The following is a 24366-nucleotide window of genomic DNA, read 5'->3' on the forward strand; positions in this document are numbered from 1 at the left end:
CTCTTGTCCGGTTTTCCTGCACTTTGTGACCCTGCGTTGCGGGGGCCGGCGAATGATTTCCTGATGGCGGCCTTGTTCGAGGCGCCTTTTGAACGATCAAAAACTTGCACCGCCTGTGTGCGGCGCATTTTCGGTATATCAAAGCGGAGGCCGACATGCAGCTCAAAGATTCCAAGTTGTTCCGCCAGCAAGCCTATATCAATGGCACCTGGCTGGATGCGGACAATGGTCAGACGATCAAGGTCAACAACCCGGCAACGGATGAAGTCCTGGGCACTGTGCCGAAGATGGGCGCTGCTGAAACCCGTCGTGCGATTGAAGCGGCTGACAAGGCGCTGCCCGCTTGGCGTGCACTGACCGCCAAGGACCGTGGCAACAAGCTGCGTCGCTGGTTTGAGCTGATGATCGAGAATCAGGATGACCTGGCTCGCCTGATGACGCTGGAGCAGGGCAAGCCGCTGGCCGAGGCCAAAGGCGAGATCGGTTATGCCGCTTCTTTTATTGAGTGGTTCGCTGAAGAAGCCAAGCGCGTTTACGGCGATGTGATTCCGGGCCATCAGCCAGACAAGCGCCTGATCGTGCTCAAGCAGCCGATTGGTGTGACCGCTGCGATCACGCCGTGGAACTTCCCGGCTGCGATGATCACCCGTAAAGCGGGCCCGGCGCTGGCTGCCGGTTGCACCATGGTGCTCAAGCCTGCTTCGCAAACTCCTTACTCCGCACTGGCGCTGGCTGAACTGGCCGAGCGTGCAGGCATCCCGGCTGGCGTGTTCAGCGTTGTCACTGGCAGCGCTGGCGACATCGGCAGCGAGCTGACCGGCAACCCGATCGTGCGCAAGCTGTCCTTCACCGGCTCGACCGAGATTGGTCGTCAGTTGATGGCTGAATGCTCCAAGGACATCAAGAAGGTTTCGCTGGAACTGGGCGGCAACGCGCCGTTTATCGTGTTCGACGACGCGGACCTGGATAAGGCCGTCGAAGGCGCGATCATTTCCAAGTACCGCAACAACGGTCAGACCTGTGTCTGCGCCAACCGTATCTACGTGCAGGACGCGGTTTACGATGCGTTCGCTGAGAAGCTCAAAGTCGCAGTCGCCAAGCTGAAGATCGGTAACGGCCTGGAAGAGGGCACCACTACGGGCCCGCTGATCGACGGCAAGGCCGTGGCGAAGGTTAAAGAGCACATTGCCGATGCCGTGAGCAAAGGCGCGAAAGTGCTGTTCGGCGGCAACAGCATCGAAGGCAACTTCTTCGAGCCGACTATTCTGGTCAATGTGTCCAAAGATGCCGCCGTTGCCAAAGAAGAAACCTTCGGCCCGCTGGCTCCGCTGTTCCGCTTCAAAGACGAAGCGGAAGTGATCGCCATGGCCAACGACACCGAGTTCGGTCTGGCGTCGTACTTCTATGCTCAGAACATGAGCCGCGTGTTCCGCGTGGCTGAAGCGCTGGAGTACGGCATGGTGGGTATCAACACCGGCCTGATCTCCAACGAAGTCGCGCCGTTCGGTGGCATCAAGGCCTCGGGCCTGGGCCGTGAAGGCTCGAAGTACGGCATCGAAGATTATCTGGAAATCAAATACCTCTGCCTGTCGGTTTAACGCAGGGGGTTGCAGCCGCCGGGGCGCGAGAGCGACGTTTCGGCGGTTTTTAGTGGCACCCAAAACCTTTTTGGTGGCCGGAGGCCGTGACAGTCGATCATCGAATGCTGTCACGCGTTGATCCGCCACTTGATCCTTGAACCACGCCGACCGATGAGCGGCGAATGAGGAAACATGACCCAGACAAACGCAGAATTGATGCAACGCCGCGAAGCCGCTGTTCCACGCGGTGTTGGCCAGATCCACCCGATCTTCGCTGAGTCCGCGAAGAACGCCACGGTTACCGACGTTGAAGGTCGTGAGTTCATCGACTTCGCGGGCGGTATCGCCGTACTGAACACCGGTCACCTGCACCCGAAAATCATTGCCGCCGTGCAAGAGCAACTGACCAAGCTGACTCACACCTGCTTCCAGGTGCTGGCCTACGAGCCGTACGTTGAGCTGTGCGAAAAGATCAACGCCAAGGTGCCAGGTGATTTCGCCAAGAAAACCCTGCTGGTCACCACCGGTTCCGAAGCGGTAGAGAACGCCGTGAAAATCGCTCGCGCTGCCACTGGCCGTGCTGGCGTGATCGCGTTCACTGGCGCTTACCACGGTCGCACCATGATGACCCTGGGCCTGACCGGTAAGGTCGTGCCTTACTCGGCAGGCATGGGCCTAATGCCAGGCGGTATCTTCCGTGCGCTTTACCCATGTGAACTGCATGGCATCAGTGTTGACGATTCCATCGCCAGCATCGAGCGCATCTTCAAGAATGACGCTGAGCCTAAAGACATCGCGGCAATCATCATCGAACCGGTTCAGGGCGAAGGTGGTTTCTACGTGGCGCCGAAAGCGTTCATGGCTCGCCTGCGCGAACTGTGCGACAAGCACGGCATCCTGTTGATCGCTGACGAAGTGCAGACGGGCGCAGGTCGTACCGGTACTTTCTTCGCCATGGAACAGATGGGCGTGACAGCTGATCTGACCACTTTTGCCAAATCCATCGCTGGCGGTTTCCCGTTGGCCGGTGTGTGCGGTAAAGCTGAATACATGGACGCCATTGCTCCGGGCGGTCTGGGTGGCACGTACGCTGGCAGCCCGGTGGCGTGTGCTGCTGCACTGGCGGTGTTGCAGGTCTTCGAAGAAGAGAACCTGCTGGATCGCTGCAAAGCGGTCGGCGAGCGTCTGGTGACGGGCCTCAAGGCCATTCAGGCCAAATACCCGGTCATCGGTGAAGTCCGTGCGCTGGGCGCAATGATCGCGGTTGAGCTGTTCGAAAACGGCGATTCCCACAAGCCAAACGCCGCTGCTGTTGCGCAAGTAGTGGCCAAGGCTCGCGACAAGGGCTTGATCCTCCTGTCGTGCGGCACATACGGCAACGTATTGCGCGTGCTGGTACCTCTGACCTCGCCTGACGAGCAACTGGATAAAGGTCTGGCAATCATCGAAGAATGTTTCGCTGAGCTGGCGTGAAAATGCCAGGGTCGCAATTGATTAAAATGTGACCAAACGGACAAAAAAGACCCGCTTCGGCGGGTTTTTTTGCGCTTAAAAGGGGTAAATGAGGGTTTTTATCTATATCCCGACGTATGCATTGGCTAAGGTGGGTGCATTGATGTTGAAGGTTGCGCCATGCTCCTGAAACAGGATGTTCGTGCTGCAATACATTGACCGTAGGAGCTGCCGAAGGCTTCGAATGGCGCTGGGTCTGGTATACCGTATCGCAGCCTTCGGCAGCTCCTGCAGAAAATACATTTCAGTTCGTTGGCTATGCGTTTGTTCGACGAGAGAGTTCTGATGACAGCTGTAGATTTACCTGCGGGACCTCGGGTATTGATTGCTGAATCCGATCCATGGATTCGTGAAACGCTCAGTGAGTTGATCCTGAGCGTGCGTGACGATGTTGCGCTCCAGATTTGCAGCGATGGCAAGCAGGCCGTCGAGTTTATGAAGAAGCACGTCCCTGATCTGATCATTGCTGCCAGAGAATTGCCTGTTGTCGACGGCTTGAGTCTGTTGCGTGGCGTGCGCGGATTGCGTCGTCAGCCTCCGCTGCCCTTTATCCTGATCAGTAATCGGGGGGACACAGCCAGTGTTCGCGAGGTAGTACCGCTGGCACCTACTGCTTACCTGACCAAGCCGCTGGATGCTGAAAAGCTGCGTCAACGCGTCGAGAGTGTGTTGCTGGCGTGTCCGATGCCGGGCGCAGTGCCCGCTCTGACCCCGGGCCTGACACTGAGCAAGTACCTCGAAAAGAACCGAGACACCGCAGACGGTGCGCCGCTGTTTGTGGATGTCGCCACCGCGCTCAAGCTCAGCAAGGGCGCCGCTGGTGTTGATGCAACCCTGCTTGAGCAAGAGTTGCGCAGTGATCCCCATATCACCGCGGTGCTGATCGCGGCAGCCAATACGGCCGCCAAGCATCTGGTCAAGCCCGTGCAAACGCTCGGTGCAGCGCTGGCGCTGTTGGGCGCAACGCAGAGCGCGAGCATTGTTTCCGGGCTGACTAAAAAGCGCATGTCGATTTTGACCAACAATGCGTTGCAGGCTAAGGCCAGCGAGTTCTGGGAGATGTCGCAGCGTACGGCCGAGTACGCGCGGGTGCTGGCGGGCATGCTTGAGGTCGACCCGGAGCGTTGCTTTTGTGCCGGGCTGCTGTTGTCGCTGGGTGATCTTGCCGTATTGGGCTGTTTGCAGGAGTGGTTGTTAGCCGGTGGCAAGCTTGATGATCAGCAGATCGAAAAAGCGCTGGAGCAGTATTCCGCGGCTTATGGTTCGGCGTTGCGTGTGCGCTGGCGTCTACCGCTTGAGCTGCGTGAGCTGACCTCGTCGGTTTACCAGTACAACACCGGGGTTTATACCCGCGAAGTGCTGGTCATGAACCTGGCCGGGCATATGGCGCGTCTGGGGGATGACGACAGCGTGACGACGTTGCTCAAGACCAAACCGGCCCGGCTGCTGAAGCTCACGGTTGCGGACTTGCAGCGGTTGCGCAAAAAACTGACCGGCGTGACTGATCCAAGTTTGCTGGCACCGCCAGTGAGCTTGGCGGTGGAAACGCTGGCAGATACTGAAGAGGACGAAGGTCCGGATTTGCTGGATGGCGCGCCAGAGGCAGAGCCTGAAACGGTGGCCGATGAGACGCCAGCGGCTGAGGAGGATTCATCGCGGTAGCTTCATTGGCTACTGGAACTCGTTTCCTTGCGTGAGCCCAGGTGTCCCTGACACCACGCGGTCGCGAAGCAACTACAGACCTGTATGAGCGCACGAGCACCGCGAGGCCGCGATAGCGGTGTATCAGTCGTACCGCGTAATCGTTCTTCGCGAGCAAGCCTCGCTCCAACAGGACAACGGTTTACTGTGGGAGCCGGGCTTGCCCGCGATATAGGCGCTGCGGTTTATCAGTCATACCGCGTTATCGTTCTTCGCGAGCAAGCTCGGCTCCCACAGATGCATCACAAGCTTCGCTCCAACAGGCTCCTGCGCGACTTACCTACACCAACACAATCTGATTCTTGCCCTGACGTTTGGCCTGGTACATGGCGGCGTCCGCGCGGGCGTAGAGGACTTCCAGGCTTTGGTCCTCCTCACCCATGTTGGTCAGGCCCTGACTGGCGGTAATGCCGAAGGTCTTGTCGCCGCGCTGGAAACTCAAACGCTGGATCTCCCGCTGCAGCCGCTCGGCGATCTGTTTGGCCATGTCCGGGGCACAGCCCGGGAACACCGCCGCAAATTCTTCCCCACCGATACGGCCGAACAGATCCCCACGCCTTAACGTTGTCCTGCCGCACTCAGCGATTTTCTGCAGCACCAGATCGCCTTCCTGGTGGCCGTAGGTGTCGTTGACCAGTTTAAAGTCATCGATATCCAGCAATAGAAACGCCAAAGGCGTGCCATGCAGGCGAGCCAGTTCGAATTCGCGCTGAGCGCATTCGAAAAAGTGTCGACGGTTGCTGCTTTGCGTCAGTACGTCGGTCGTCGCCAGACGCTGCAACTCGCTCTCAAGCTCTTTCTTTTCGGTGATGTCTTCAGCAATCCCGACTACGACGAGACGCTGTTCGGCGTCGGTCTGGTGGCTCACGAAACATTTGTCACTGATCCAGCGCACTTCGCCGTCAGCGCGGATGATTCGGTACTCGCGATCTTCGACGGCACCTTTCTCGATGACTTCGTTCAGGCTGCGTTCGGCGTAATTGAGGTCATCGGGGTAAATGCTGTCGCGCCACTCGCCGAAGTCCGCCAGCAGCAAACCAGCAGAACGGCCGAAAATGCGTTCGTAGGCCGGGCTAACGTAAATCATCCGCTGCGTGGCCCAATCAAATGCCCACAGCACAGCATTGACGCTAACCAGCAGCGAGCTGAAGAGTTGTTCACGTTCGCTGAGCCGAGCGACTTCCGCCTGGGCATGCATCAGGGCCAGTAAGGTTTCAGCTGCGGGCGCATCGGTGTTTGGGGTCAGTAGATTCTTGTTGTCCATCGCACTGCATCTCAGGATAAGGTGCGGCGCTCAGCCACAACACTTCCCGCACGGGGTGGCGGGCTGTTGTTCTGATTGGATTTAGGGGATGAAGTTCAAATCAGCGCGCCACGGGTGGGCGCGCTGATCAGAGGCTTCAGGCGTGCGCAGGGCGCAGCGAGTAAGTTTTGAGCTGGTCGGCGAAATCGCGCAGGGACTGAATTCCGCTGGCTTCGGCTTCGTGAATCCACTCTTTCATGGCCGCGAGCATGTCGTGGCCATTGCTGCTGGTTTTGACCCAGATCTGCTGCAATGCAAGGCGTTTCTCGTAGATCACTTTCAGCGCATGGCTGTGTTCGAGCATGGTCTGGATGCGCAAGTGGTGCTTGTCATCCAGCAGGGTGGTTTCACGGGACAGCAAGCGCTTGGCGCGGTGAAACTGGTGGCGTACCGAGGCGTCGGCCTTGGCCAGCTCCTGGGTTACCAGCGGGCCGATCACCAGCTTGCGGTATTGGGCCATGATCTGGAAACGGTTGTTGAGGATCGCCATGGCGGTGTCCATGTCGATGCTGCCTTTGCCCTCGACACGATGCGCGATAGGTGCAACCCGCTGGACCTTGGCCAGACGCAGTGCGCTGAACAGCTTGATCCACGCCCAACCCATGTCGAACTCCCACTTCTTGACCGATAGCTTGGCCGAGTTCGGGTAGGTGTGATGGTTGTTATGCAGTTCTTCGCCGCCAATGATGATGCCCCACGGCACCAGATTGGTTGCCGCATCACGGCATTCGAAGTTGCGATAGCCCACGGCATGGCCCAGACCATTGACCACGCCAGCAGCCCAGAACGGAATCCACATCATCTGGATCGCCCAGACGGTGATGCCCAGCGCACCGAACAGCAGCAGGTCGATCACTGCCATGATCGCCACGCCCAGCAACGGGTAAGGCGTATAGATTTTGCGTTCGATCCAGTCTTCAGGGCAGTTTTTGCCATAGATACGCAAGGTGTCAGGATTTTCTGCCTCGGCCCTATACAGTTCTGCGCCCTTGCGCAGTACAGTAGAAAGCCCTTTGACGACCGGGCTATGCGGGTCATCGACGGTTTCGCATTTAGCGTGGTGTTTGCGGTGGATGGCCGTCCACTCACGAGTGTTCTGCGCAGTGGTCAGCCACAGCCAGAAACGGAAGAAGTGCTTGAGGCCCGCATTCAGCTCCAGTGAGCGGTGGGCGGAGTAGCGGTGTAGATAAACTGTGACGCCGACAATTGTCACATGGGTCATGGCAAGAGTAACTGCCACTAACTGCCAGACTGAAAGGTCGAGCAAACCGTTGTACCACATAGGCTGTATGGCCCTCGAAAAGACGCTTTGAAATAAAACCAACAGTGCGCATTATCACTGAGCCACCAGATAAAACCAGTCGGCCTTTGAGATAAGAGTCGCCAGATGTTTCCTAATCTTTAATCCCGCATTTCATAAGGTTTCTCGCTTTCTTATGACTGACTCGTCGCGTGATGCACTGCGAACAGCCCTGTTTTACGGGGTTCTGTCCATTCTCTGGTTTGTCGTGTGTGACTACTGTCTACCCGTATGGATCGAAAATCCGGCCAGGCTGGCATTTGCCCAGCAGATGAGTGGTTATGTCTGGGTCGCGGTCAGCGCGATTTTTATCTTCGTTGTTCGCAGTCAGCTGCTGCGCTTCATGGGCATCGAAGTCACCCGGAGCCAGCAACGCGAAGACCTTGATCGCTTGCGTCTGGCGGCTGCCGTTTTCGACAGCACCCTTGAAGGGGTCGTGGTCACTGATAGCCAAGGGCAGATCGTTCACGTCAATCGTGCCTTCATGGAGATCACCGGCTACCAGCTGGATGAGGTGCTGGGTGCAAACCCGAGCAAATTCAAATCCGGTCGTCACGGCCCTGAGTTCTATCGGCAGATGTACCGTTCGATTCTCAGCGCCGGACAGTGGAGCGGCGAAATCTGGAACCGGCGCAAAAGTGGCGAAATTTACCCGCAGTGGCAAAGTATTCGCAGCGTGAAGGACGACAACGGTGAAATAAAGCACTTCGTCGCGGTCTTCTCCGACATCACGGCCATCAAGCGCTCTGAGCAGGATTTGCTGCAACTCGCTCATTACGACCCGCTGACTGATCTGCCCAACCGCTTGCTGTTCATCGACCGCACGACTCAAGCGCTGAGTTATGCCCGGTCGAACAAGCGCGGCTGTGCGCTTTTGCTGATCGATCTGGATCACTTCAAGAATATCAATGACAGCCTCGGGCACAACGTCGGTGATGACGTGCTCAAAGCGGTCGCCGAGCGGCTCAGGTCTTTGTTTGATGCTGAAATAACCCTGGCGAGGCTGGGTGGTGACGAGTTTGCACTGCTGATTGAGAACTGCCAGCAAGTGGTACAGGTGGCCGGGTATGCCCAGAGAATCCTGGACGGCTTCAAAACCCCATTTGTGCTGGAAAACCAACAGCTTTTCATCAGTGCGAGCGTGGGTATCAGCCTGTTCCCTGGCGATGCGGCCAGCCCCGCGCAGTTGTTGCGCAATGCCGACTCGGCGCTGTTCAAAGCCAAAAGCGATGGTCGCGAAACGTATGCTCTCTATACCGAAGAGCTGACGGCTCACGCCCAGCAGCGGGTGCATCTGGCCAGCGAATTGCGCAGGGCCATTGAACGACATGAGCTGCGGGTGTTTTATCAGCCGATTCACAACCTGTACAACAGCCGTATTCTGGGCGTCGAAGCGCTGGTGCGATGGGAGCATCCCGAGCGGGGGCTGGTGTCGCCAGGGGAGTTCATCCCCATCGCCGAGCAGAGTGGCTTGATTGCCGAGCTGGATGCCTGGGTGTTGAACACTTCCTGCCAGCAAATGTGCACCTGGCTGGCAGCGGGGGTGGATATTTCCTTTGTGGCCGTCAACATCTCCAGCCGTCTGTTTGCCAGTGGTCATCTGGTTGAGCGGGTGGCGAAGGTGTTGCGCGACACCGGGCTCAATCCTGCCCATCTGGAGCTGGAAGTGACTGAAAGCGCCGTGATGGAGGATCCTGATCAGGCTATCGAGCAGATGCACCGTTTGCGTGACCTCGGGCTGAGCCTGGCCATCGACGATTTCGGCACGGGTTACTCATCTTTGCTGCGCCTCAAACGGATGCCGGTGCAGAAGCTGAAAATCGATCAAGGTTTTGTCGCCGGTCTGCCCGGTGACGAGGATGACATCGCGATTGTGCGAGTAATCATTGCCCTTGCGCAAAGCATGGGCATGCGCGTGCTGGCCGAAGGCATCGAGACGGTGGATCAGGCGTCGTTTCTGCTCGCCAACGATTGCCAGATGGGTCAGGGCTACTGGTTTGCGCGGCCAATGCCGGCTGAGCAGATTGACTGGTCTCATGCCCCGAATTTTTAGTCAGCCGAAGTGGCAGCTCTCTTCAGGCTACCTGCAAACCAGGCAATTGAAATACATCCTGTAGGGACTCACGAGCATCGCGAGGCCGGGATGGCGGTCTTTTTGACACTCCGCTATCGCGGTCTCGCGATGCTCGTGCGCTTCTGCAGGTCTATTGTCCGGGCAAACTGAAGTAGAGAATCTCTCGTAAATTCACTTTGGTTATATGTAGATTCTTAAATAGTATTTTTAAGAATATCCGCGCGTCTCTAAGATTGCCTCCACGCCACAAGCAGATCCACGCAAGTCGGTTTTGCAGGCCAATCAATATCAAGGAGTACGATCATGAGCGCATCTCTGCGTAGCGTTGACGGCCAGGACGAAGCAGCGATTCTGCGTGAAATTCAGAGTGCGCTGCGCGACCTGCGTTTTGGTGCTGTTGAAATCACCGTGCACAACGCACAGGTCGTCCAGATCGAACGCAAAGAAAAATTTCGTTTGCAGAACCCGGGTAACAAACCGAGCTGAACCCTGTAGGAGCGCGCTTGCCCGCGATTGAGGCGACGCGGTATGTCAGGCAAACCGCGTTAACGTTCATCGTGGGCAAGCGCGCTCCTACAATCAATAAAATTAGAAAAAGCCAACAACACCACCGGATTTTCCAGGAGCTTGACCCATGTCCATACGCCGTTATGCGCTGGCCGCACTCGCCAGTGCCGTGTTTGCCGGTTCTGCAGTTGCAAAGGATTACGAGCTGTTGAACGTCTCGTACGACCCGACTCGTGAGCTGTATCAGGAATACAACGCTGAGTTCATCAACTTCTGGAAAAAGTCCCATCCGGACGACAAGGTTGAAATCAAACAGTCCCACGGTGGTTCCGGTAAGCAGGGCCGTTCGGTAATCGATGGCTTGCGTGCTGACGTGGTGACGCTGGCGCTGGCGGGTGACATCGATGAAATCGCCAAGCTTGGCAAAACCCTGCCGGAGAACTGGCAGACCCGTCTGCCGGATGCGAGCACGCCTTACACCTCCACCATTGTGTTCCTGGTGCGTAAGGGCAACCCGAAAGGCATCAAGGATTGGGGCGACCTGATCAAGAAAGACGTTTCTGTTATCACACCTAACCCGAAAACCTCCGGCGGCGCTCGCTGGAACTTCCTGGCAGCCTACGGCTATGGCCTGAAAACCGGCGGCAGCGAAGCCAAAGCCAACGAGTACGTGAAAGAGCTGTTCAAGCACGTCCCGGTTCTGGATACCGGTGCTCGCGGTTCGACCATTACATTCGTAAACAACGGTCAGGGTGATGTGCTGCTGGCGTGGGAAAACGAAGCGTTCCTGGCACTGAAAGAAGACGGTGGCGCGGACAAGTTCGACATCGTCGTACCTTCACTGTCGATCCTGGCTGAGCCTCCTGTCGCCGTTGTCGACAAAAACGCCGAGAAGAAAGGCAATACCGAAATTGCGACTGAATACCTGAAGCACCTGTACAGCAAGGAAGGCCAGGAAATTGCAGCGAAGAACTTCTACCGTCCACGTAACGCTGAAGTCGCTGCCAAGTACGAAAAACAGTTCCCGAAACTGGACCTGCTGACTATCGACAAAGACTTCGGCGGCTGGAAAACTGCGCAGCCTAAGTTCTTCAATGACGGCGGCATTTTCGACCAGATCTACCAGGCGCAGTAACACATAACCTGTAGGAGCTCACGAGCAACGCGAGGCAGCGATGGCGGTCTGTCTGATACACCGCCATCGCGGGCGTCGTAACCTCCGTGCGCTCCTACAGTGGAGAAGTAGATTTAATTTCAGGACCCGCACTCGTTTGCGGGTTCCGTGTGTTAACCAAGGACTTTTATGTCACGACGCATCTCCCCCGTCATACCCGGCTTCGGGCTGACGCTGGGTTACACCGTGGTGTACCTCAGCCTGATTGTGTTAATTCCGCTGGCGGCCATGTTCATCCATGCCGCGCAGCTCACCTGGGATCAGTTCTGGACAATCATCACTGCACCGCGTGTGCTGGCAGCTCTGAAACTGAGCTTCAGCACGGCGTTTTACGCCGCAGTCATCAATGGCGTGATCGGTGTTTTGCTGGCCTGGGTACTGGTGCGTTACACCTTCCCGGGCCGCAAGATCATTGATGCAATGATCGACCTGCCGTTTGCCCTGCCTACCGCAGTAGCCGGTATTGCCTTGACTGCGCTGTATGCGCCAAACGGTCTGGTCGGGCAATTCGCTACCGACCTGGGCTTCAAGATTGCCTACACCCCATTGGGTATTACCCTCGCACTGACCTTCGTTACGTTGCCATTTGTGGTGCGTACGGTGCAGCCAGTGCTGGCCGATATCCCTCGTGAAGTCGAAGAAGCGGCTGCTTGCCTGGGTGCGCGTCCATTGCAAGTGTTCCGTCACATCCTCGTACCGGCACTGCTGCCTGCCTGGCTGACCGGTTTTGCATTGGCGTTTGCCCGAGGTGTGGGCGAGTACGGTTCGGTGATTTTCATTGCCGGTAACATGCCGATGAAAACCGAGATCCTGCCCCTGCTGATCATGGTCAAGCTCGATCAGTACGATTACACCGGCGCTACGGCGATTGGCGTAATGATGCTGGTGGTTTCCTTCATTCTGTTGCTGCTGATCAACTTGCTGCAGCGGCGCATCGAAACCCCATCCTGAGGAGGCGCAGAACATGTCCCATTCATCTGTTTCAGCCGCCGCCTCTGCCAACGCCGCCCGTCGTGGCAGCGCGGTGTCGCGCCGGATTCTGATCATCCTGTGCTGGCTGGTGTTTCTGCTGTTCCTGGGCTTGCCGCTGTTTATCGTGGTGTCTCAGGGGCTGAAAAACGGCCTCGGCGCGTTCTTCACGGCAATCCTCGAACCCGACGCGCTGTCAGCACTCAAGCTGACCGTGATCGCGGTCGTCATTTCGGTCCCGCTCAATCTGATCTTCGGTGTCAGTGCTGCCTGGTGCGTGAGCAAATACTCGTTCCGTGGCAAAAGTATTCTGGTGACATTGATCGACCTGCCGTTCTCGGTCTCACCGGTCATCGCCGGTCTGGTCTACGTGTTGATGTTCGGTGCTCAAGGCTTCTTCGGCCCATGGCTGCAGGATCATGACATCCAGATTGTGTTTGCCTTGCCGGGCATCATTCTGGCGACCATCTTCGTTACCGTGCCTTTCGTGGCCCGTGAACTGATCCCGTTGATGCAGGAGCAGGGCACTCAGGAAGAAGAGGCGGCACGTCTGCTCGGCGCCAATGGCTGGCAAATGTTCTGGCATGTGACCGTGCCGAACATCAAGTGGGGCCTGATCTACGGCGTGGTGCTCTGTACCGCCCGGGCCATGGGTGAGTTCGGTGCGGTGTCGGTAGTCTCCGGGCACATCCGCGGCGTCACCAATACCCTGCCGCTGCACGTCGAAATTCTCTACAACGAGTACAACCACGTTGCAGCCTTTGCCGTGGCGAGCCTGTTGCTGATCCTTGCGCTGTTTATCCTGCTGCTCAAGCAGTGGAGCGAAGCGCGCATTAACCGTCTGCGCCAAAGTGCGGCGGAGGAATAATTCATGTCGATCGAAGTCCGTAATGTCAGCAAGAACTTCAATGCCTTCAAGGCCCTGAACAGCATCAATCTGGACATCCAGAGTGGCGAGCTGGTGGCGTTGTTAGGCCCGTCCGGCTGTGGCAAGACTACCTTGCTGCGGATTATTGCCGGCCTGGAAACACCCGATGCCGGCAGCATTGTTTTCCATGGGGAAGACGTGTCCGGCCACGATGTGCGTGATCGCAACGTCGGTTTTGTATTCCAGCACTACGCGCTGTTCCGCCACATGACCGTGTTCGACAACGTCGCATTCGGCCTGCGCATGAAGCCCAAGAATCAGCGTCCGAATGAAAGCCAGATCGCAGTCAAGGTTCACGAGCTGCTGAACATGGTCCAGCTGGACTGGTTGGCTGATCGTTATCCGGAGCAGTTGTCCGGCGGTCAGCGTCAGCGGATTGCGCTGGCTCGCGCACTGGCGGTAGAGCCTAAGGTATTGCTGCTCGACGAGCCGTTTGGTGCGCTGGATGCCAAGGTCCGTAAAGAGCTGCGTCGCTGGTTGGCGCGCCTGCATGAAGACATCAACCTGACCTCGGTTTTCGTGACCCACGACCAGGAAGAAGCCATGGAGGTGGCGGATCGCATCGTGGTCATGAACAAAGGTGTGATCGAGCAGATCGGCTCGCCGGGCGAAGTGTACGAAAACCCGGCCAGCGATTTTGTTTATCACTTCCTCGGCGACTCGAACCGCCTGCATGTGGGAGAAGAGCATGTGCTGTTCCGTCCGCACGAAGTGTCGCTGTCACGCTCCGAGCTGGAAGACCACCACGCGGCTGAAGTGCGCGACATTCGTCCGCTGGGCGCGACCACCCGGATCACCCTGAAAGTCGAAGGGCAGAGCGAACTGATCGAAGCTGAAGTGGTGAAAGACCACGACAGCCTGACCGGTCTGGCGCGTGGTGAAACGCTGTTCTTCAAGCCTAAGGTCTGGCAGAAGGTCGCGAGTATCTAGAGGCTGTGGAAGATCTTATGTGGGAGCAGGGCAAGCCCTGCTCCCACAAATGTTCAGCGTGTTGTTAAACCGCCTGCTTCAAATCCCGCTTGCGCACCGGGCCGACTCTTTCTTCAATCGCATGCTGCAACGGCTTGCGAATACCTGCCAGAAACGCCAGTTCAGCCACCACAAACAATGGCCCGATGATCAGCCCGCTAATGTCATCGATGAACGCCGGCTTGCGGCCTTCGTAATAGTGCCCGACGAACTGGATGACCCAGCCCACCACAAACAAAGCCACACCGGCGCTAAGCCAGACCATGGTCGCTTGCTGCGCGAGGAGTGCGCCTGCCCACAGGCACAGACCCAGCAGCACGCCCATCAACACGCCGAATTGCCGATCAAGCCGTAAATAGAAGATCACCGATGCGGCCGCGACAACGGCTGCCGGGGACAGCCATAAGCCGCTGACCATCCAGCCAGGGCGGGATAGGAGTACTGTCACGGCTACGACGATCAGTGGAATTCCTACAAAGTGTGTCGCGATATTCCGCGAATCGCGGTGGTAGGCCGCGTATTGACTGAGATGATCGGTGAGGGTTTTCATTATTATTCCTCTTTGAGCGATAAACGATTCTGCTACGGTTTCGTCTTTTACGCGATGTGATCAGCAATAACAGGGAGCAATACATGACAAATGGAGCTGGATGGCGCTCGCGTCTGATGAACGACCCTTGGTTTGGTCATCTGCCCGCCGCCTTGCAGGATAGCTTGTTGGACGCCGCTCGCCAGACGCGCAAGACACCGGGTAAATTCTTGTTCGAAAAGGGTGATGCACCCTGTGGTCTGTATGCGCTGTTGGAAGGCTCGGTGCGCATTGGCGGCCCAGCCGAGCAACGTCTGGCGCCCCGTCTTGAGCATGTCCGCACGCCTTACTGGTTTGGTGAGGTCTCGCTGTTCGACGGATTGCCCCGCAGGTTCGATGTCTACTCCATGGAGCAGAGCATTTTTCTCCATGTCTCACAGCCGGTGCTCACTGAGCTGCTTGATCAAAACCCTGCCCACTGGCGTCCGTTCGCTGACTTGCTTAGCCAGAAAATGGGGATCAACTTGCTGCGTCCAGAGCGGATCAAAACGCTGCCGGTCAAAGCCCGGGTGGCTTGGCGGTTGTTGATGCTCGCAGAAGGTTATGGGCATCTTAGCCATGCGCGGCGCTTGATGAGTTTTACTGAAATCGATGCGCAACGCACCGCAGACATATCCCCGCCAGAGTTGCTCGACGTATTGCAGGACATGCAGCAGCGCAAGATCCTGCGCTTGGGCGACGAGCAGGTGGAAATCTTCGATGTGGTCAAATTGCGCAAAGCGGCCAACGCCCTGCGCGCCAAGTCGTTATGCTGAGCGCCTGAACAATCGAGGTGAGCCATGCGGCTGCTGTTAGTGGAATACGATGCCGGGACGGCAAAGGAACTGGCTGAAGGCTTTGCCGAATCAGGCTTTACCCTGGACGTGGCGCTCAATGGCCTGGACGGTCGCCATTTCGTCGAAGAGCAACACTACGACCTGATCATCCTCGATGTGATGCTGCCCGGCCTCAATGGCTGGCAATTATTGCAACTGATCCGCCAGCGCGGCGCTACGCCGGTGCTGTTCCTGACCGCTCCGGATGCCATCGAAGATCGTCTTCGTGGTCTGGAGCTGGGTGTCGATGATTACCTGCTTAAACCCTTCAGTTACGAAGAGCTGTTGGCCCGTGTGCGCAAGTTGCTGCGTCGCGGCCCGACTGGCGACGCCGCCAGCATCAGCATCGCGGATCTGGAAATTGACATGACACTCCAGCGCGTCAGCCGTGGCGGCCAGCGGATTTCCATGGGTGAAAGGGAGTTTGCCTTGTTGCAGCTGCTCGCGAGCCGCCAGGGGGAAGTCTTGTCCCGCAAGCAAATCGCGGCAGAGATTTTCGATGACGACCCTCGGCCTGTAACCGTTGCCATCCAGCGCCTACGCTCCAAGATCGACGAGCGCTACCTGCCCAAGCTGATTCACCCGGTGGGCGATGACGGCTATCAACTGGCGTTGCTGGACGATGAAGCGTTTGATTTGCGGTGAAGGCACCGCGAACCTGTAGGAGCGCACGAGCCGTCTATTGACGCGAGATAGCGCGGTGTCATGAATACCGTGGCAGCTCATCCAAATGAGGCGAGTTCGTCTATCTGTAACAAATCTTGAGTACCTTCACTCATGCCCTCTGGAAGGCGGGCATTCACACAGCAGTCTTTATCGGGGTTGTTCCTTAGGCAGGGGACAACCCCTTTTTTTTGTTCTATATATTCTTTTTAGCTATTGCTTGATAGCTTCTTATTCCTTAACGAATATATGTCAGCTCCTTATACTGCACTCAATGAATGCACCCATGCAGGAGGCTGACCCCATGCATAACGAGTCGATCCGCTACTTGATCGTGCCAGGCTGGCAGGGGTCGGGCGATGAGCATTGGCAAACCCACTGGCAGAACAGCCTGCCAAACAGTGCTCGCGTCGAACAGGCCGACTGGCTCAAACCGCGTCGTGAAGACTGGGTCGGCGAGTTGCAGCGCAGTATCGCGGCAGACAGCACGCCCGTGATCCTGATTGCTCACAGCCTGGGGTGCATCACCGTTGCGCATTGGGCGCGGCTGGCTCCGCTGGAGTCGCTGCGTCAGGTTCAGGGGGCGCTGCTGGTCGCGCCGGCTGATGTCGAGCGGCCTAACTGCTCGCCAGCTCTGCGCAACTTCGCGCCGATCCCCAAGGATCTGCTGCCATTCCCTACTCAGATCGTCACCTCGGATAACGATGCGGCGGTCAGCACCCAGCGGGCGCTTGAGATGGCTCGCGATTGGGGGGCCGAAACCGGCATTCTCAGCGAGGCCGGGCACATCAACGTCAAGTCAGGTCATCGGCGCTGGGAGCAAGGTTTCGCCTACCTGTACCGCCTGCAGAGCCGAATGGAACAACACGCGCGGCGTCGCGCATGAACTTATGCAGCGCGAAACCTATCGCGCTTGCTTCCTCGCCCTATTTGATTTTTTAACGTTTGAGCCGTCGCAAGGGCTCAGGCGGGAGTTTGCCATGAGCCTGAATGAACCCTTCGGTCAGCCTTTGTTGACCTTCCCCGACGCAGAAAAAAGCCCGCTTAGCATTCGTGCCAAGGCGCTGGTATTCATCGATCCGCGTTCGCGCCAATTACGTGAAGAAATGGAGCAACTGGCACCTCGTGCGCTGCCGGTATTGATACGTGGCGAGTCGGGCACCGGTAAAGAGTTACTGGCGCGGCACATCCACCGTGGCAGCGATCGCACCGGGCTGTTCGTTTCGGTCAATTGCGGCGCGATCAGCCCGACCTATGCCGATGCCGAGCTGTTTGGTTATGCCGCCGGTGCTCATAGCGGTTCCGCCAGCAGCCGCGCCGGTTGGTTCGGCTCAGCCAATGGCGGCACCCTGTATCTGGATGAGATTGGCGACCTGCCGTTGCCGATCCAAATCAAGCTACTCGCCGCCCTGGAAAATCACGAAGTCACCCGTGTTGGCGCACATCAACCCAGCCCGGTCGATGTGCGGTTGGTCGCTGCCACCAGCATTGATCTGGGCCAGGCCGTTGCGGCCGGTAAATTCCACGAGCGACTGTTCCATTACCTCAGCGAGGGCCATCTGGACTTGCCGCCATTGCGCGAGCAACCCGGGAACATCCTGCCGCTGGCCGAATACTTTCTCGGTATCTACAGCCAGCGTCTGGACCTCGCCGTGCCGTTGATCAGTGATGCTGCGCAAGCAATCCTGGAAGCCCATGACTGGCCAGGCAATACGCGTGAACTGGAAAACGTTATCCACTTCGCGTTGCTGGTCAGCAGCGGCGATGAGGTATTGCCGGAGCATCTGAACTTACCCTCAAAGACCGATCCATTTGTGCAACTGGAGCTCCTTGTAGGAAAAGTTCTTGTTGGTGCAAAGGTTGAGCAACTCTTTGCAGTGCAGCGGCTGCTAGAAACGGTCAATTCCAGGCTGGAAAGCGCTACACGCTAGCGCAGCTACCCCGGTATTACGACGCCGCATCTTTGCCAGGGATGCGGCGCTTTTTTTTGTGGACAAAAAAGCACCTATTTTAATCCTGCACTACAAAGGGATTGGTCTTACAGTGCCTGACTCTTTATCCCTTGCGAGTTGCTGATTATTGGGTCTTGAAGTTGTAGTTTATGGCGCATTTACAGCACTGTTCATTACTTTTTATTGCGTGCGCTAGACAACAAAAAATATTTAAATCAGTCTGAGTGCAAGAAGTTAGTTTCACTGTTCGGCACTCACAGTCGCAGTCTGCTTCTTATGTAATCTCTGCTTAAGTTATTGCTTAGGTATCTAATAATTGTTGAGGCTTCTTGTATGAGGCCTATAAAAGGATTTTTATGACTGGTCATTGGAATGCACCTGAAATATTTGCGCTTGAAAGTGCAACTGGAAATAATAATGTGTACGCAAATGGGCGTCAGTCTATTCGGGTAAGAATGACAATTAAGGTCATTGATATTAATGGGCAGCCCGCGGTGCTGACGGAGAAGGAAAGGCGCAGTATTACGCTGGTGAATTTTCACGGCAACGCGGAACTGACCTACCACGATACCTGGTCTAGTTCGCCACTGAATCCCGCGAAAGGAAAATGGGACTGGTCCGTACAGAATAATGGCGGCTACAGCTACTTCCCGTCGTCGGGAGCTCGTACGCTGTCAACCGACCAAGAGGTGGCGCGAGCTCAAACTTCGGATGAGGCGTACATCGATTTTTACTTGCGTACTGTAGATGTCACCCCGTTCACCGTGAGCGCTCGGATTACTCGTGACGATGGCACCTTGTTCTACTCCCGCAATATGGCAGGTGGGGCGCTGCTATTGTCCCCTGTCCGCCCCAAGTCCTATCGTCCCGCTGACTACTATCTGGAAGAAGTCGTCATCGTTCCTGAGCGTTATCTTGATGGTAGCAAGGGGCAGTTCGGTGTAGGGCATCTGTCTTATTTTCGATTTGGATTAAATGAAAACCCCAGTCTTGAGTTCCGCGACATCACGTGTTCCCCGGGAGGCTTGCATGGCGACATTGGTCCGGGTTGGACGAATGAGGCCGCGACCATGGTTGGCTATGTCAAGCCGGGGCAAAAGAACATCAATTACCTTTTTCCTTTATTGTATGTCGACCCTCAACTGAAATGGGAACCGCGACCTGGACAGATTTTATTTACCAAAACCTATGTTCAGGCTCAGCCGCGTAGGTATTTCTCTCAACTTCTTGGTCGCACGGCGGTACTAAACACCTCTCTGAGTGCAACTGATGAATATGGAAATGTGCATCAATTGAGCTTGCGGTTCAAAAATAACCAGCGAACCGGTGACATTGAACTGGTTTAGTCAATTGATAGAGTCGCGCCTGGTCTCTGGGCGCGGTTCCTTAAACGGCTTCCCTGTGGAGCGGTAATGCATATGAACAGTTTTCACTCCAATGCTTATAATTTTGCAAGTTTCGTCAGCGCCGGTGTTGACCCTAGAACCGGGACATACAGTTGTAATCTATCCCTCTCAACATTATTGGCAAATGTGTTAAGTGGGCCATCACTTCCTATAACGATGGGGTTTAACGGCCTCAACCTAAGTTCTACGGGGTTGGGAGCGGGCTGGTCTATACCGCTGTCACGCTATCATGGAAAAACTCGCCAACTCAGCCTGTCGACCGGTGCAACACATATCGCCAATACAGCTCCCGATCGGTTCGTGATCGCTGACAAGAAAGTCCGGGATATAAAAACCAGCCGCTCGGGCGACGAGTTGATCATCGAGCACAAGTCGGGAATTGTTGAGGTGCTGACTAACCCTGCCCTGAATTGGGACGAGTGGGTCGTTTCCAGAATTTACTCACCCGAAGGTCGGGTTGTCCACTTGTCGTATCGAGTCGTCGCAGGGCAGCGTTTGCTGCGTGAAATCCGGGACGAAAGTCAGGCGCTGATGACCCTTGATATTGTTAATGGCGCGACAAGAGTTTCGAGTATTACGCTATGGCCTGACAGTCCGGCTGACAAGCTGGTTTTCGGCCTTCTGATCCAGAATAACGAGCTGACTAAAATCACCTTGTCGCTGGAAAATGGCAAGCTGGCATCGTGGCGTTTCAGCTATCAAAGCGTGAACGGTCTGCGTTTGATTTCCAGACTGGAGTTACCAACAGGTGCTGTTGAGCAAGTGGCCTACCGGGCTTCGGCGTTGACTCTGCCCTTGGGCGCGCCTGTCAAGGCGCTGCCTGCGGTTGCGTCGCACGTCACCCTCCCGCGCTCCAACCAGGCGCCCATAACCCGAACTTATCGTTACTCGAACCGCAACTACTTAGGCAATGGCTCCAGTGTTTCATGGCGTGATGACGGCGATAACCTGTATCGGGCGGCGGGCAGCTATGAGTATGAAGTTTTCGAGGACCTGATGGTCGGGGCCGGATCTGCTGCACGCGTGATGCGCAGTACCAAACGTGTCTACAACCGCTTTCACCTCCAGGTTGAAGAAACGGTCATCCAGAACGGCAAAACAGTGCGCAGGCGCACGCGATATCATGAAAAGCCGGGTTTGAGATTCGAGGATCAGCCCGGTAACTTTCAGCTACCAGCCGCGGTTCAAGTGTCCTGGTTTGATGCTGCGAAACCTGAGATTAGTCGCGAGGAGACGACCTCCACCGAGTACGACGATTTCGGCAACATCCTCAAGAAAGTCTCGCCTGCCGGTATTACAGAAGTCTTCGAGTACTACCCGCCAGGCGCTTCTGATGGCTGCCCGGCAGATGCATTCGGCGGGGTGCGCTGGCTCAAGCGCAAGACACTCATACCCGCACCGGATCGTGCACCCGCACCCACGTTGATCACGCAATACCGCTACACCGAGCTACCTTCGGCCAGCGCCGAGCGTGGGCATTTTCTGGCCCTTGCTCAAGAGTCGGTTCTGCAAGGCGGGCAGTCGGTGCCGATCATCACAATCGCGCGGCAGTACGAGAACGATCCCAAAAGCATGTTCTTCGGCCGCGTGAGGCAAAGGGTCGAGACAGTAGAGGGCATTGATACTGTTCTGAACCATCGCTATGAGGTGCGTGATAACGCCGTGTGCACCCATACCACTCTGATCGCCAGGGATGGCACCCGAAGTACCCAGTCTCACTGGCAGAACAAGCTCACAGGGGCGCAGGTAAAGTTCGTTGAACAGTTGGGCGTCACCGTGGAAACGACTCACGACCGGCTAGGGCGTAAGGCTCAGGAAATACTCGCTCCGCGGACTGCGGACCAGGCCACCAGAGTTCACAGCTACGAGCTGGCCAACACGCTGGCTGATGAAGTAGCGATGCGCACGATTGCACCTAATGGTGCTGAAACGGTTACCCGGCTGGATGGATTGAGTCGCAAACTTGTTGTTGAGATGCAGGATGTCGACGGTGCGGGACAACCCATGCGAACTGTTTATCGCGCTCGGTACGACGGGCTTGGGCAGTTGGCTGAAGAGGTGAGTACTGACTGGCTCGACGGCAAGCCTTTCCCGCTCATGACTCGATATGCGTACGACGACTGGGGCAGCCGCATCGCAACGATTGGCCCGGACGGGATGGTCACCCACGACCGTTATGACCCGGTCACGCTCGTTCAGACTCAAGGCGCCGGTGAGGCGGGTCGCACCGTCATCACCAAAAACGTGTTCGGCAAGAACGAATCGGTTGAACGTTTTGACCGGAAAGGCGTTTCCTACGGCGTCACTCGATACGTTTACGACGGCCTGGGCCGGTGCGTTCAACAGGTAGATCCACTGGGGCGTACCACGCGGTATACCTATGATTTTGCTGATCGCCTGACAATGACCCTGTTGCCGGACGGCACGCGCATCAAGAAGGCGTACGTCAAACACAGTACCGAAGACCTGGCGACGCATATCTGGGTCGACGACTATCTGGCCGGTCAGCGTACTTACGATGGTCTGCTGCGCGTCTCAAGCATCACCGTTGGCGGGCGTACTGAGACTTTCAGCTACGAGGGTGCGCAGCCAAATCCTGCGACCCATGTTACGGCCAGCGGCAAGCTGATTTCTTACCAGTACGACCCGGCGCTGAACAATCAGATGACCGAGCGCCATGTTGCGAGCGACAACACGTTATCTGCCAGTTTCCGCTACGACAGCACCCACGCCAGACTGATCCAGGCCGTAAGCCCGGCCTGTCAGCAACGGCTTCGTTATCTCCCGTCGGGCAAGTTAAGTAACGAGCAGGTCACGCAGGGGAGTTCTACACGGGAGGCTACGCAGCGAACCTCACTCAATGGTTTGCCTTTGCGCTCTGTGGATGCGACCGGCGCGACCCGGATCACCCGCTATGATCCGCTGTGTCGAGTCGTGCAGGTGGAGCAGGGGACGGTCAAGGCGGACTACGCCTATGACCCGTTCGGACGCGTCAGCAAAATCGTTACCGTCGATGCCCAAACAGGTCGTCAGCTCACCACGCAGATGGAATACGACGACCTTGGCCGTGAGGTGCGTCGCCTGTTGACCGTCGACGCCAATGAGTCGGAAGAACTTTCTCAGCAGTTCGACAGTAACGACAAACTGATCAGGCGCGTGCTTCGCCGCGGTAGTGCGGTATTGCGCGACGAACAGTTCACCTATGACCTGCGCGGCCGCCTGCAGCGATTCCAGTGCGCCGGCGAGCACTTGCCGGTGGATTCGGCGGGCAAATCGATCCTCCGTCAGGACTACGTTTTTGATGCGCTGGACAACATCCGCCAGCTGAAAACGGTATTTGTTGGCGGGGAAGATCTCGCCACTTATGCATACGACAATTTCGACAAAACCCAACTGAGTCGTGTCCGCCACAGTCATCCGGACTATGCGGAGCAAGACGCTGGATTTTCTTATGACCAGGACGGCAATCAGCTCAACGACGAGCGTGGCCGACGCCTGAATTACGACGGTTTGGGCCGACTGGCCTCGGTCGCGGAGGCTCAATCATGAACCCGCAAAGTATATTGATCAGTTATCGCTACGACGCCCTTGATCGCCTGATCGGCATCGAACCCGCAGGCGAGCCTGCCAGTACCCGTGTGTACACCGATGGCCGCATTGCCGCGCAGTTTCAGGGGGCGCTACACCACAGCGTGATGGAGGCGGGCGGGCAGGTATTGGCTCAGTCCAGCCGGTCCGGCGATACCCTGGCGACTAGCTTGTTGGGCTGCGACTCTCAAGGCAGTGTTGTGCAGTCGGTCACCGGCGATCACATCCACGCCAGCGTTTACACACCCTATGGCGGCCATACTGTAGAAAGCGGTCTGCAAAGCCTGCCGGGATTTAACGGCGAGCAACCTGATCCGGTCACGGGCTGCTATTTGCTTGGTAATGGCTATCGTGCCTATAACCCGGCATTGATGCGCTTTCACAGCCCCGACAGCCTCAGCCCATTTGATTCGGGTGGGGTAAACCCTTACGCCTATTGCCTGGGCGACCCGATAAACATGAGCGACCCCACCGGGCACTTTTCGTGGAAATCGATCTTAAGCATTGCGCTTTCTGCCGCAGCCATTGCCATCACTGTCATCACGCTGGGGTCGGGAGTGCCGCTCACGGGGCCGCTGATTTTCGCGGCGGTCGTCGGCGTCGCCAGCGAAGCGCTGAGTATCGCGAGTGAATTGGCAGAGGAGTTGGCGCCTGACTCTGAGGCGGGATCGATTTTAGGCCAGCTCAGTCTGGGGTTAGCGGTGTTATCCGTGGCTTCTCCCTACGCCGCCAAGCATGCTGCCTCTCGTGGATCCCGTGCGGCGTCCGGGTTCTTCAACGCCGGACCTGTTTCGGTAACGCGTCAGGGCGCGGTCCGGGTGTCCAACGGCCAAGCTCTGAAAAGCCTCAGTGGTGTGGCAAAGCTCGGCAACGGAGCAAGAAATACCGTCGCAATTCAGAATCGGCTGGCCAAGGCAGAGAAGATTTTGCAGTACGTCAAATATGCTACTTATCCAGCCAAGGCTGCCTACTACACCGATAAGTTCGTCGTTCCTTTCTTCAACCCGCCTGCTGACGGCCAGCCTGACGATGCTCCTTCAACACTCGACGCCTTTCTGCGCGGCGATGCGCAGGGCGGCGCAGAGGGCTTGGGGCAGAGCAACTTCAAACCGGGCGACTTTCTCAGGGGCGATCAAACTTTGGCGCAGGATATCAGGGACTTTTAACCGTCGGTTCGCTTCACTATCGACCTTCTAAAAAAGCATAAGTAATTGCTAAAAAAGTATTGTATTGGAATAAATAAAGCCGGTAATGTCCGCTCCACGCCCCCGACTGCACTCGCAGCCGGGGGCAACTCATTGAAGAGCTGTCGTATACATCGACCTCGATTTTCTCT

The 24366-nt window shown here is 56.8% G+C and carries 19 protein-coding genes; 16 read left to right on the plus strand and 3 right to left on the minus strand.

Annotation, left to right across the window (positions count from 1 at the left end):
- The first annotated feature begins 155 nt into the window (after positions 1-155).
- The 3 genes from gabD (at position 156) to ABRP31_RS00280 (ending at position 4754) form a co-directional block, all read left to right on the plus strand.
- Complete coding sequence (gene gabD / locus ABRP31_RS00270) at positions 156-1598, plus strand: NADP-dependent succinate-semialdehyde dehydrogenase (RefSeq protein ID WP_349971318.1); 1443 nt, start codon at positions 156-158, stop codon at positions 1596-1598.
- A 174-nt stretch (positions 1599-1772) separates the two neighbouring features.
- The gene (gene gabT, locus ABRP31_RS00275) at positions 1773-3053 is read left to right on the plus strand and encodes a 4-aminobutyrate--2-oxoglutarate transaminase (RefSeq protein WP_087274281.1); all 1281 of its coding nucleotides are present in this window, start codon (positions 1773-1775) and stop codon (positions 3051-3053) included.
- A gap of 324 nt (positions 3054-3377) precedes the next feature.
- Positions 3378-4754 (plus strand): HDOD domain-containing protein, encoded by a 1377-nt coding sequence (locus ABRP31_RS00280; RefSeq protein ID WP_349971319.1) that lies wholly within the window; start codon positions 3378-3380, stop codon positions 4752-4754.
- A gap of 319 nt (positions 4755-5073) precedes the next feature.
- Here the strand turns inward: ABRP31_RS00280 and ABRP31_RS00285 are convergent, their stop codons facing one another.
- Both ABRP31_RS00285 and desA read right to left on the minus strand, forming a co-directional pair.
- On the minus strand, positions 5074-6057 hold the full coding sequence (locus tag ABRP31_RS00285) for a sensor domain-containing diguanylate cyclase (RefSeq protein WP_349971320.1): 984 nt from the start codon (positions 6055-6057) through the stop codon (positions 5074-5076).
- Between the two features lie 136 nt (positions 6058-6193).
- Positions 6194-7378 (minus strand): delta-9 fatty acid desaturase DesA, encoded by a 1185-nt coding sequence (gene desA, locus ABRP31_RS00290; protein ID WP_087274285.1) that lies wholly within the window; start codon positions 7376-7378, stop codon positions 6194-6196.
- A 154-nt stretch (positions 7379-7532) separates the two neighbouring features.
- Here desA and dibA point away from each other — a divergent pair, with 154 nt between their 5' ends.
- The 6 genes from dibA to ABRP31_RS00320 all read left to right on the plus strand — a co-directional run bounded on the left by dibA (position 7533) and on the right by ABRP31_RS00320 (position 13978).
- Complete coding sequence (dibA, locus tag ABRP31_RS00295; RefSeq protein ID WP_349971321.1) at positions 7533-9449, plus strand: phosphodiesterase DibA; 1917 nt, start codon at positions 7533-7535, stop codon at positions 9447-9449.
- A gap of 324 nt (positions 9450-9773) precedes the next feature.
- A complete protein-coding gene (oscA, locus tag ABRP31_RS00300; RefSeq protein ID WP_003170956.1) occupies positions 9774-9956 on the plus strand; it encodes a sulfur starvation response protein OscA in 183 nt (60 codons plus the stop codon).
- Positions 9957-10104: 148 nt separating this feature from the next.
- The gene (locus ABRP31_RS00305) at positions 10105-11112 is read left to right on the plus strand and encodes a sulfate ABC transporter substrate-binding protein (RefSeq protein ID WP_087274289.1); all 1008 of its coding nucleotides are present in this window, start codon (positions 10105-10107) and stop codon (positions 11110-11112) included.
- A gap of 168 nt (positions 11113-11280) precedes the next feature.
- Positions 11281-12102, plus strand: coding sequence for a sulfate ABC transporter permease subunit CysT (gene cysT / locus ABRP31_RS00310; RefSeq protein ID WP_087274291.1), 822 nt, complete (start codon positions 11281-11283; stop codon positions 12100-12102).
- Between the two features lie 13 nt (positions 12103-12115).
- A complete protein-coding gene (cysW, locus tag ABRP31_RS00315; protein ID WP_087274293.1) occupies positions 12116-12988 on the plus strand; it encodes a sulfate ABC transporter permease subunit CysW in 873 nt (290 codons plus the stop codon).
- A gap of 3 nt (positions 12989-12991) precedes the next feature.
- On the plus strand, positions 12992-13978 hold the full coding sequence (locus ABRP31_RS00320) for a sulfate ABC transporter ATP-binding protein (RefSeq protein ID WP_349971322.1): 987 nt from the start codon (positions 12992-12994) through the stop codon (positions 13976-13978).
- A 64-nt stretch (positions 13979-14042) separates the two neighbouring features.
- On the opposite strand, the gene ABRP31_RS00325 is transcribed toward ABRP31_RS00320, so the two are convergent.
- Positions 14043-14567, minus strand: a complete 525-nt coding sequence (locus ABRP31_RS00325; RefSeq protein ID WP_087274297.1) for a DUF962 domain-containing protein — start codon at positions 14565-14567, stop codon at positions 14043-14045.
- An 83-nt stretch (positions 14568-14650) separates the two neighbouring features.
- Between ABRP31_RS00325 and ABRP31_RS00330 the strand changes: the two genes are divergently transcribed.
- The 7 genes from ABRP31_RS00330 to ABRP31_RS00360 all read left to right on the plus strand — a co-directional run bounded on the left by ABRP31_RS00330 (position 14651) and on the right by ABRP31_RS00360 (position 24196).
- Positions 14651-15361, plus strand: a complete 711-nt coding sequence (locus ABRP31_RS00330) for a Crp/Fnr family transcriptional regulator (RefSeq protein WP_349971323.1) — start codon at positions 14651-14653, stop codon at positions 15359-15361.
- A gap of 24 nt (positions 15362-15385) precedes the next feature.
- Positions 15386-16066 carry a response regulator gene (locus ABRP31_RS00335; protein WP_349971325.1) on the plus strand — a complete coding sequence of 227 codons (681 nt, stop codon included), beginning with the start codon at positions 15386-15388 and terminating at the stop codon, positions 16064-16066.
- Between the two features lie 322 nt (positions 16067-16388).
- Positions 16389-16970, plus strand: a complete 582-nt coding sequence (locus ABRP31_RS00340; RefSeq protein WP_087274326.1) for an alpha/beta hydrolase — start codon at positions 16389-16391, stop codon at positions 16968-16970.
- 94 nt (positions 16971-17064) lie between these two features.
- A complete protein-coding gene (locus tag ABRP31_RS00345) occupies positions 17065-18015 on the plus strand; it encodes a sigma 54-interacting transcriptional regulator (protein ID WP_349971326.1) in 951 nt (316 codons plus the stop codon).
- Positions 18016-18392: 377 nt separating this feature from the next.
- Entirely contained in the window at positions 18393-19382 is a 990-nt protein-coding gene (locus ABRP31_RS00350) for a hypothetical protein (RefSeq protein WP_349971327.1), read from the plus strand.
- Positions 19383-19742: 360 nt separating this feature from the next.
- On the plus strand, positions 19743-22991 hold the full coding sequence (locus tag ABRP31_RS00355; protein WP_349971328.1) for a hypothetical protein: 3249 nt from the start codon (positions 19743-19745) through the stop codon (positions 22989-22991).
- Positions 22988-24196, plus strand: a complete 1209-nt coding sequence (locus ABRP31_RS00360; RefSeq protein ID WP_349971329.1) for an RHS repeat-associated core domain-containing protein — start codon at positions 22988-22990, stop codon at positions 24194-24196. Before ABRP31_RS00355 ends, ABRP31_RS00360 begins: the two co-directional genes overlap by 4 nt.
- Positions 24197-24366 lie beyond the last annotated feature (170 nt).

Source organism: Pseudomonas caspiana, from assembly GCF_040224095.2.
Taxonomy (GTDB): Bacteria; Pseudomonadota; Gammaproteobacteria; order Pseudomonadales; family Pseudomonadaceae; genus Aquipseudomonas; species Aquipseudomonas caspiana.

What these genes read in the sequence shown, in the direction of transcription:
- ABRP31_RS00320 (WP_349971322.1), top strand. Translation starts at nt 12,992, where the DNA reads ATGTCGATCGAAGTCCGTAATGTCAGCAAGAACTTCAATGCCTTCAAG.
- ABRP31_RS00345 (WP_349971326.1), top strand. Translation starts at nt 17,065, where the DNA reads ATGAGCCTGAATGAACCCTTCGGTCAGCCTTTGTTGACCTTCCCCGAC.
- ABRP31_RS00360 (WP_349971329.1), top strand. Translation starts at nt 22,988, where the DNA reads ATGAACCCGCAAAGTATATTGATCAGTTATCGCTACGACGCCCTTGAT.
- cysW (WP_087274293.1), top strand. Translation starts at nt 12,116, where the DNA reads ATGTCCCATTCATCTGTTTCAGCCGCCGCCTCTGCCAACGCCGCCCGT.
- ABRP31_RS00340 (WP_087274326.1), top strand. Translation starts at nt 16,389, where the DNA reads ATGCATAACGAGTCGATCCGCTACTTGATCGTGCCAGGCTGGCAGGGG.
- ABRP31_RS00285 (WP_349971320.1), bottom strand. Translation starts at nt 6,057, where the DNA reads ATGGACAACAAGAATCTACTGACCCCAAACACCGATGCGCCCGCAGCT.
- cysT (WP_087274291.1), top strand. Translation starts at nt 11,281, where the DNA reads ATGTCACGACGCATCTCCCCCGTCATACCCGGCTTCGGGCTGACGCTG.
- gabD (WP_349971318.1), top strand. Translation starts at nt 156, where the DNA reads ATGCAGCTCAAAGATTCCAAGTTGTTCCGCCAGCAAGCCTATATCAAT.
- ABRP31_RS00335 (WP_349971325.1), top strand. Translation starts at nt 15,386, where the DNA reads ATGCGGCTGCTGTTAGTGGAATACGATGCCGGGACGGCAAAGGAACTG.
- ABRP31_RS00330 (WP_349971323.1), top strand. Translation starts at nt 14,651, where the DNA reads ATGACAAATGGAGCTGGATGGCGCTCGCGTCTGATGAACGACCCTTGG.
- oscA (WP_003170956.1), top strand. Translation starts at nt 9,774, where the DNA reads ATGAGCGCATCTCTGCGTAGCGTTGACGGCCAGGACGAAGCAGCGATT.
- ABRP31_RS00325 (WP_087274297.1), bottom strand. Translation starts at nt 14,567, where the DNA reads ATGAAAACCCTCACCGATCATCTCAGTCAATACGCGGCCTACCACCGC.
- gabT (WP_087274281.1), top strand. Translation starts at nt 1,773, where the DNA reads ATGACCCAGACAAACGCAGAATTGATGCAACGCCGCGAAGCCGCTGTT.
- desA (WP_087274285.1), bottom strand. Translation starts at nt 7,378, where the DNA reads ATGTGGTACAACGGTTTGCTCGACCTTTCAGTCTGGCAGTTAGTGGCA.
- ABRP31_RS00305 (WP_087274289.1), top strand. Translation starts at nt 10,105, where the DNA reads ATGTCCATACGCCGTTATGCGCTGGCCGCACTCGCCAGTGCCGTGTTT.
- ABRP31_RS00350 (WP_349971327.1), top strand. Translation starts at nt 18,393, where the DNA reads ATGACTGGTCATTGGAATGCACCTGAAATATTTGCGCTTGAAAGTGCA.
- ABRP31_RS00280 (WP_349971319.1), top strand. Translation starts at nt 3,378, where the DNA reads ATGACAGCTGTAGATTTACCTGCGGGACCTCGGGTATTGATTGCTGAA.
- dibA (WP_349971321.1), top strand. Translation starts at nt 7,533, where the DNA reads ATGACTGACTCGTCGCGTGATGCACTGCGAACAGCCCTGTTTTACGGG.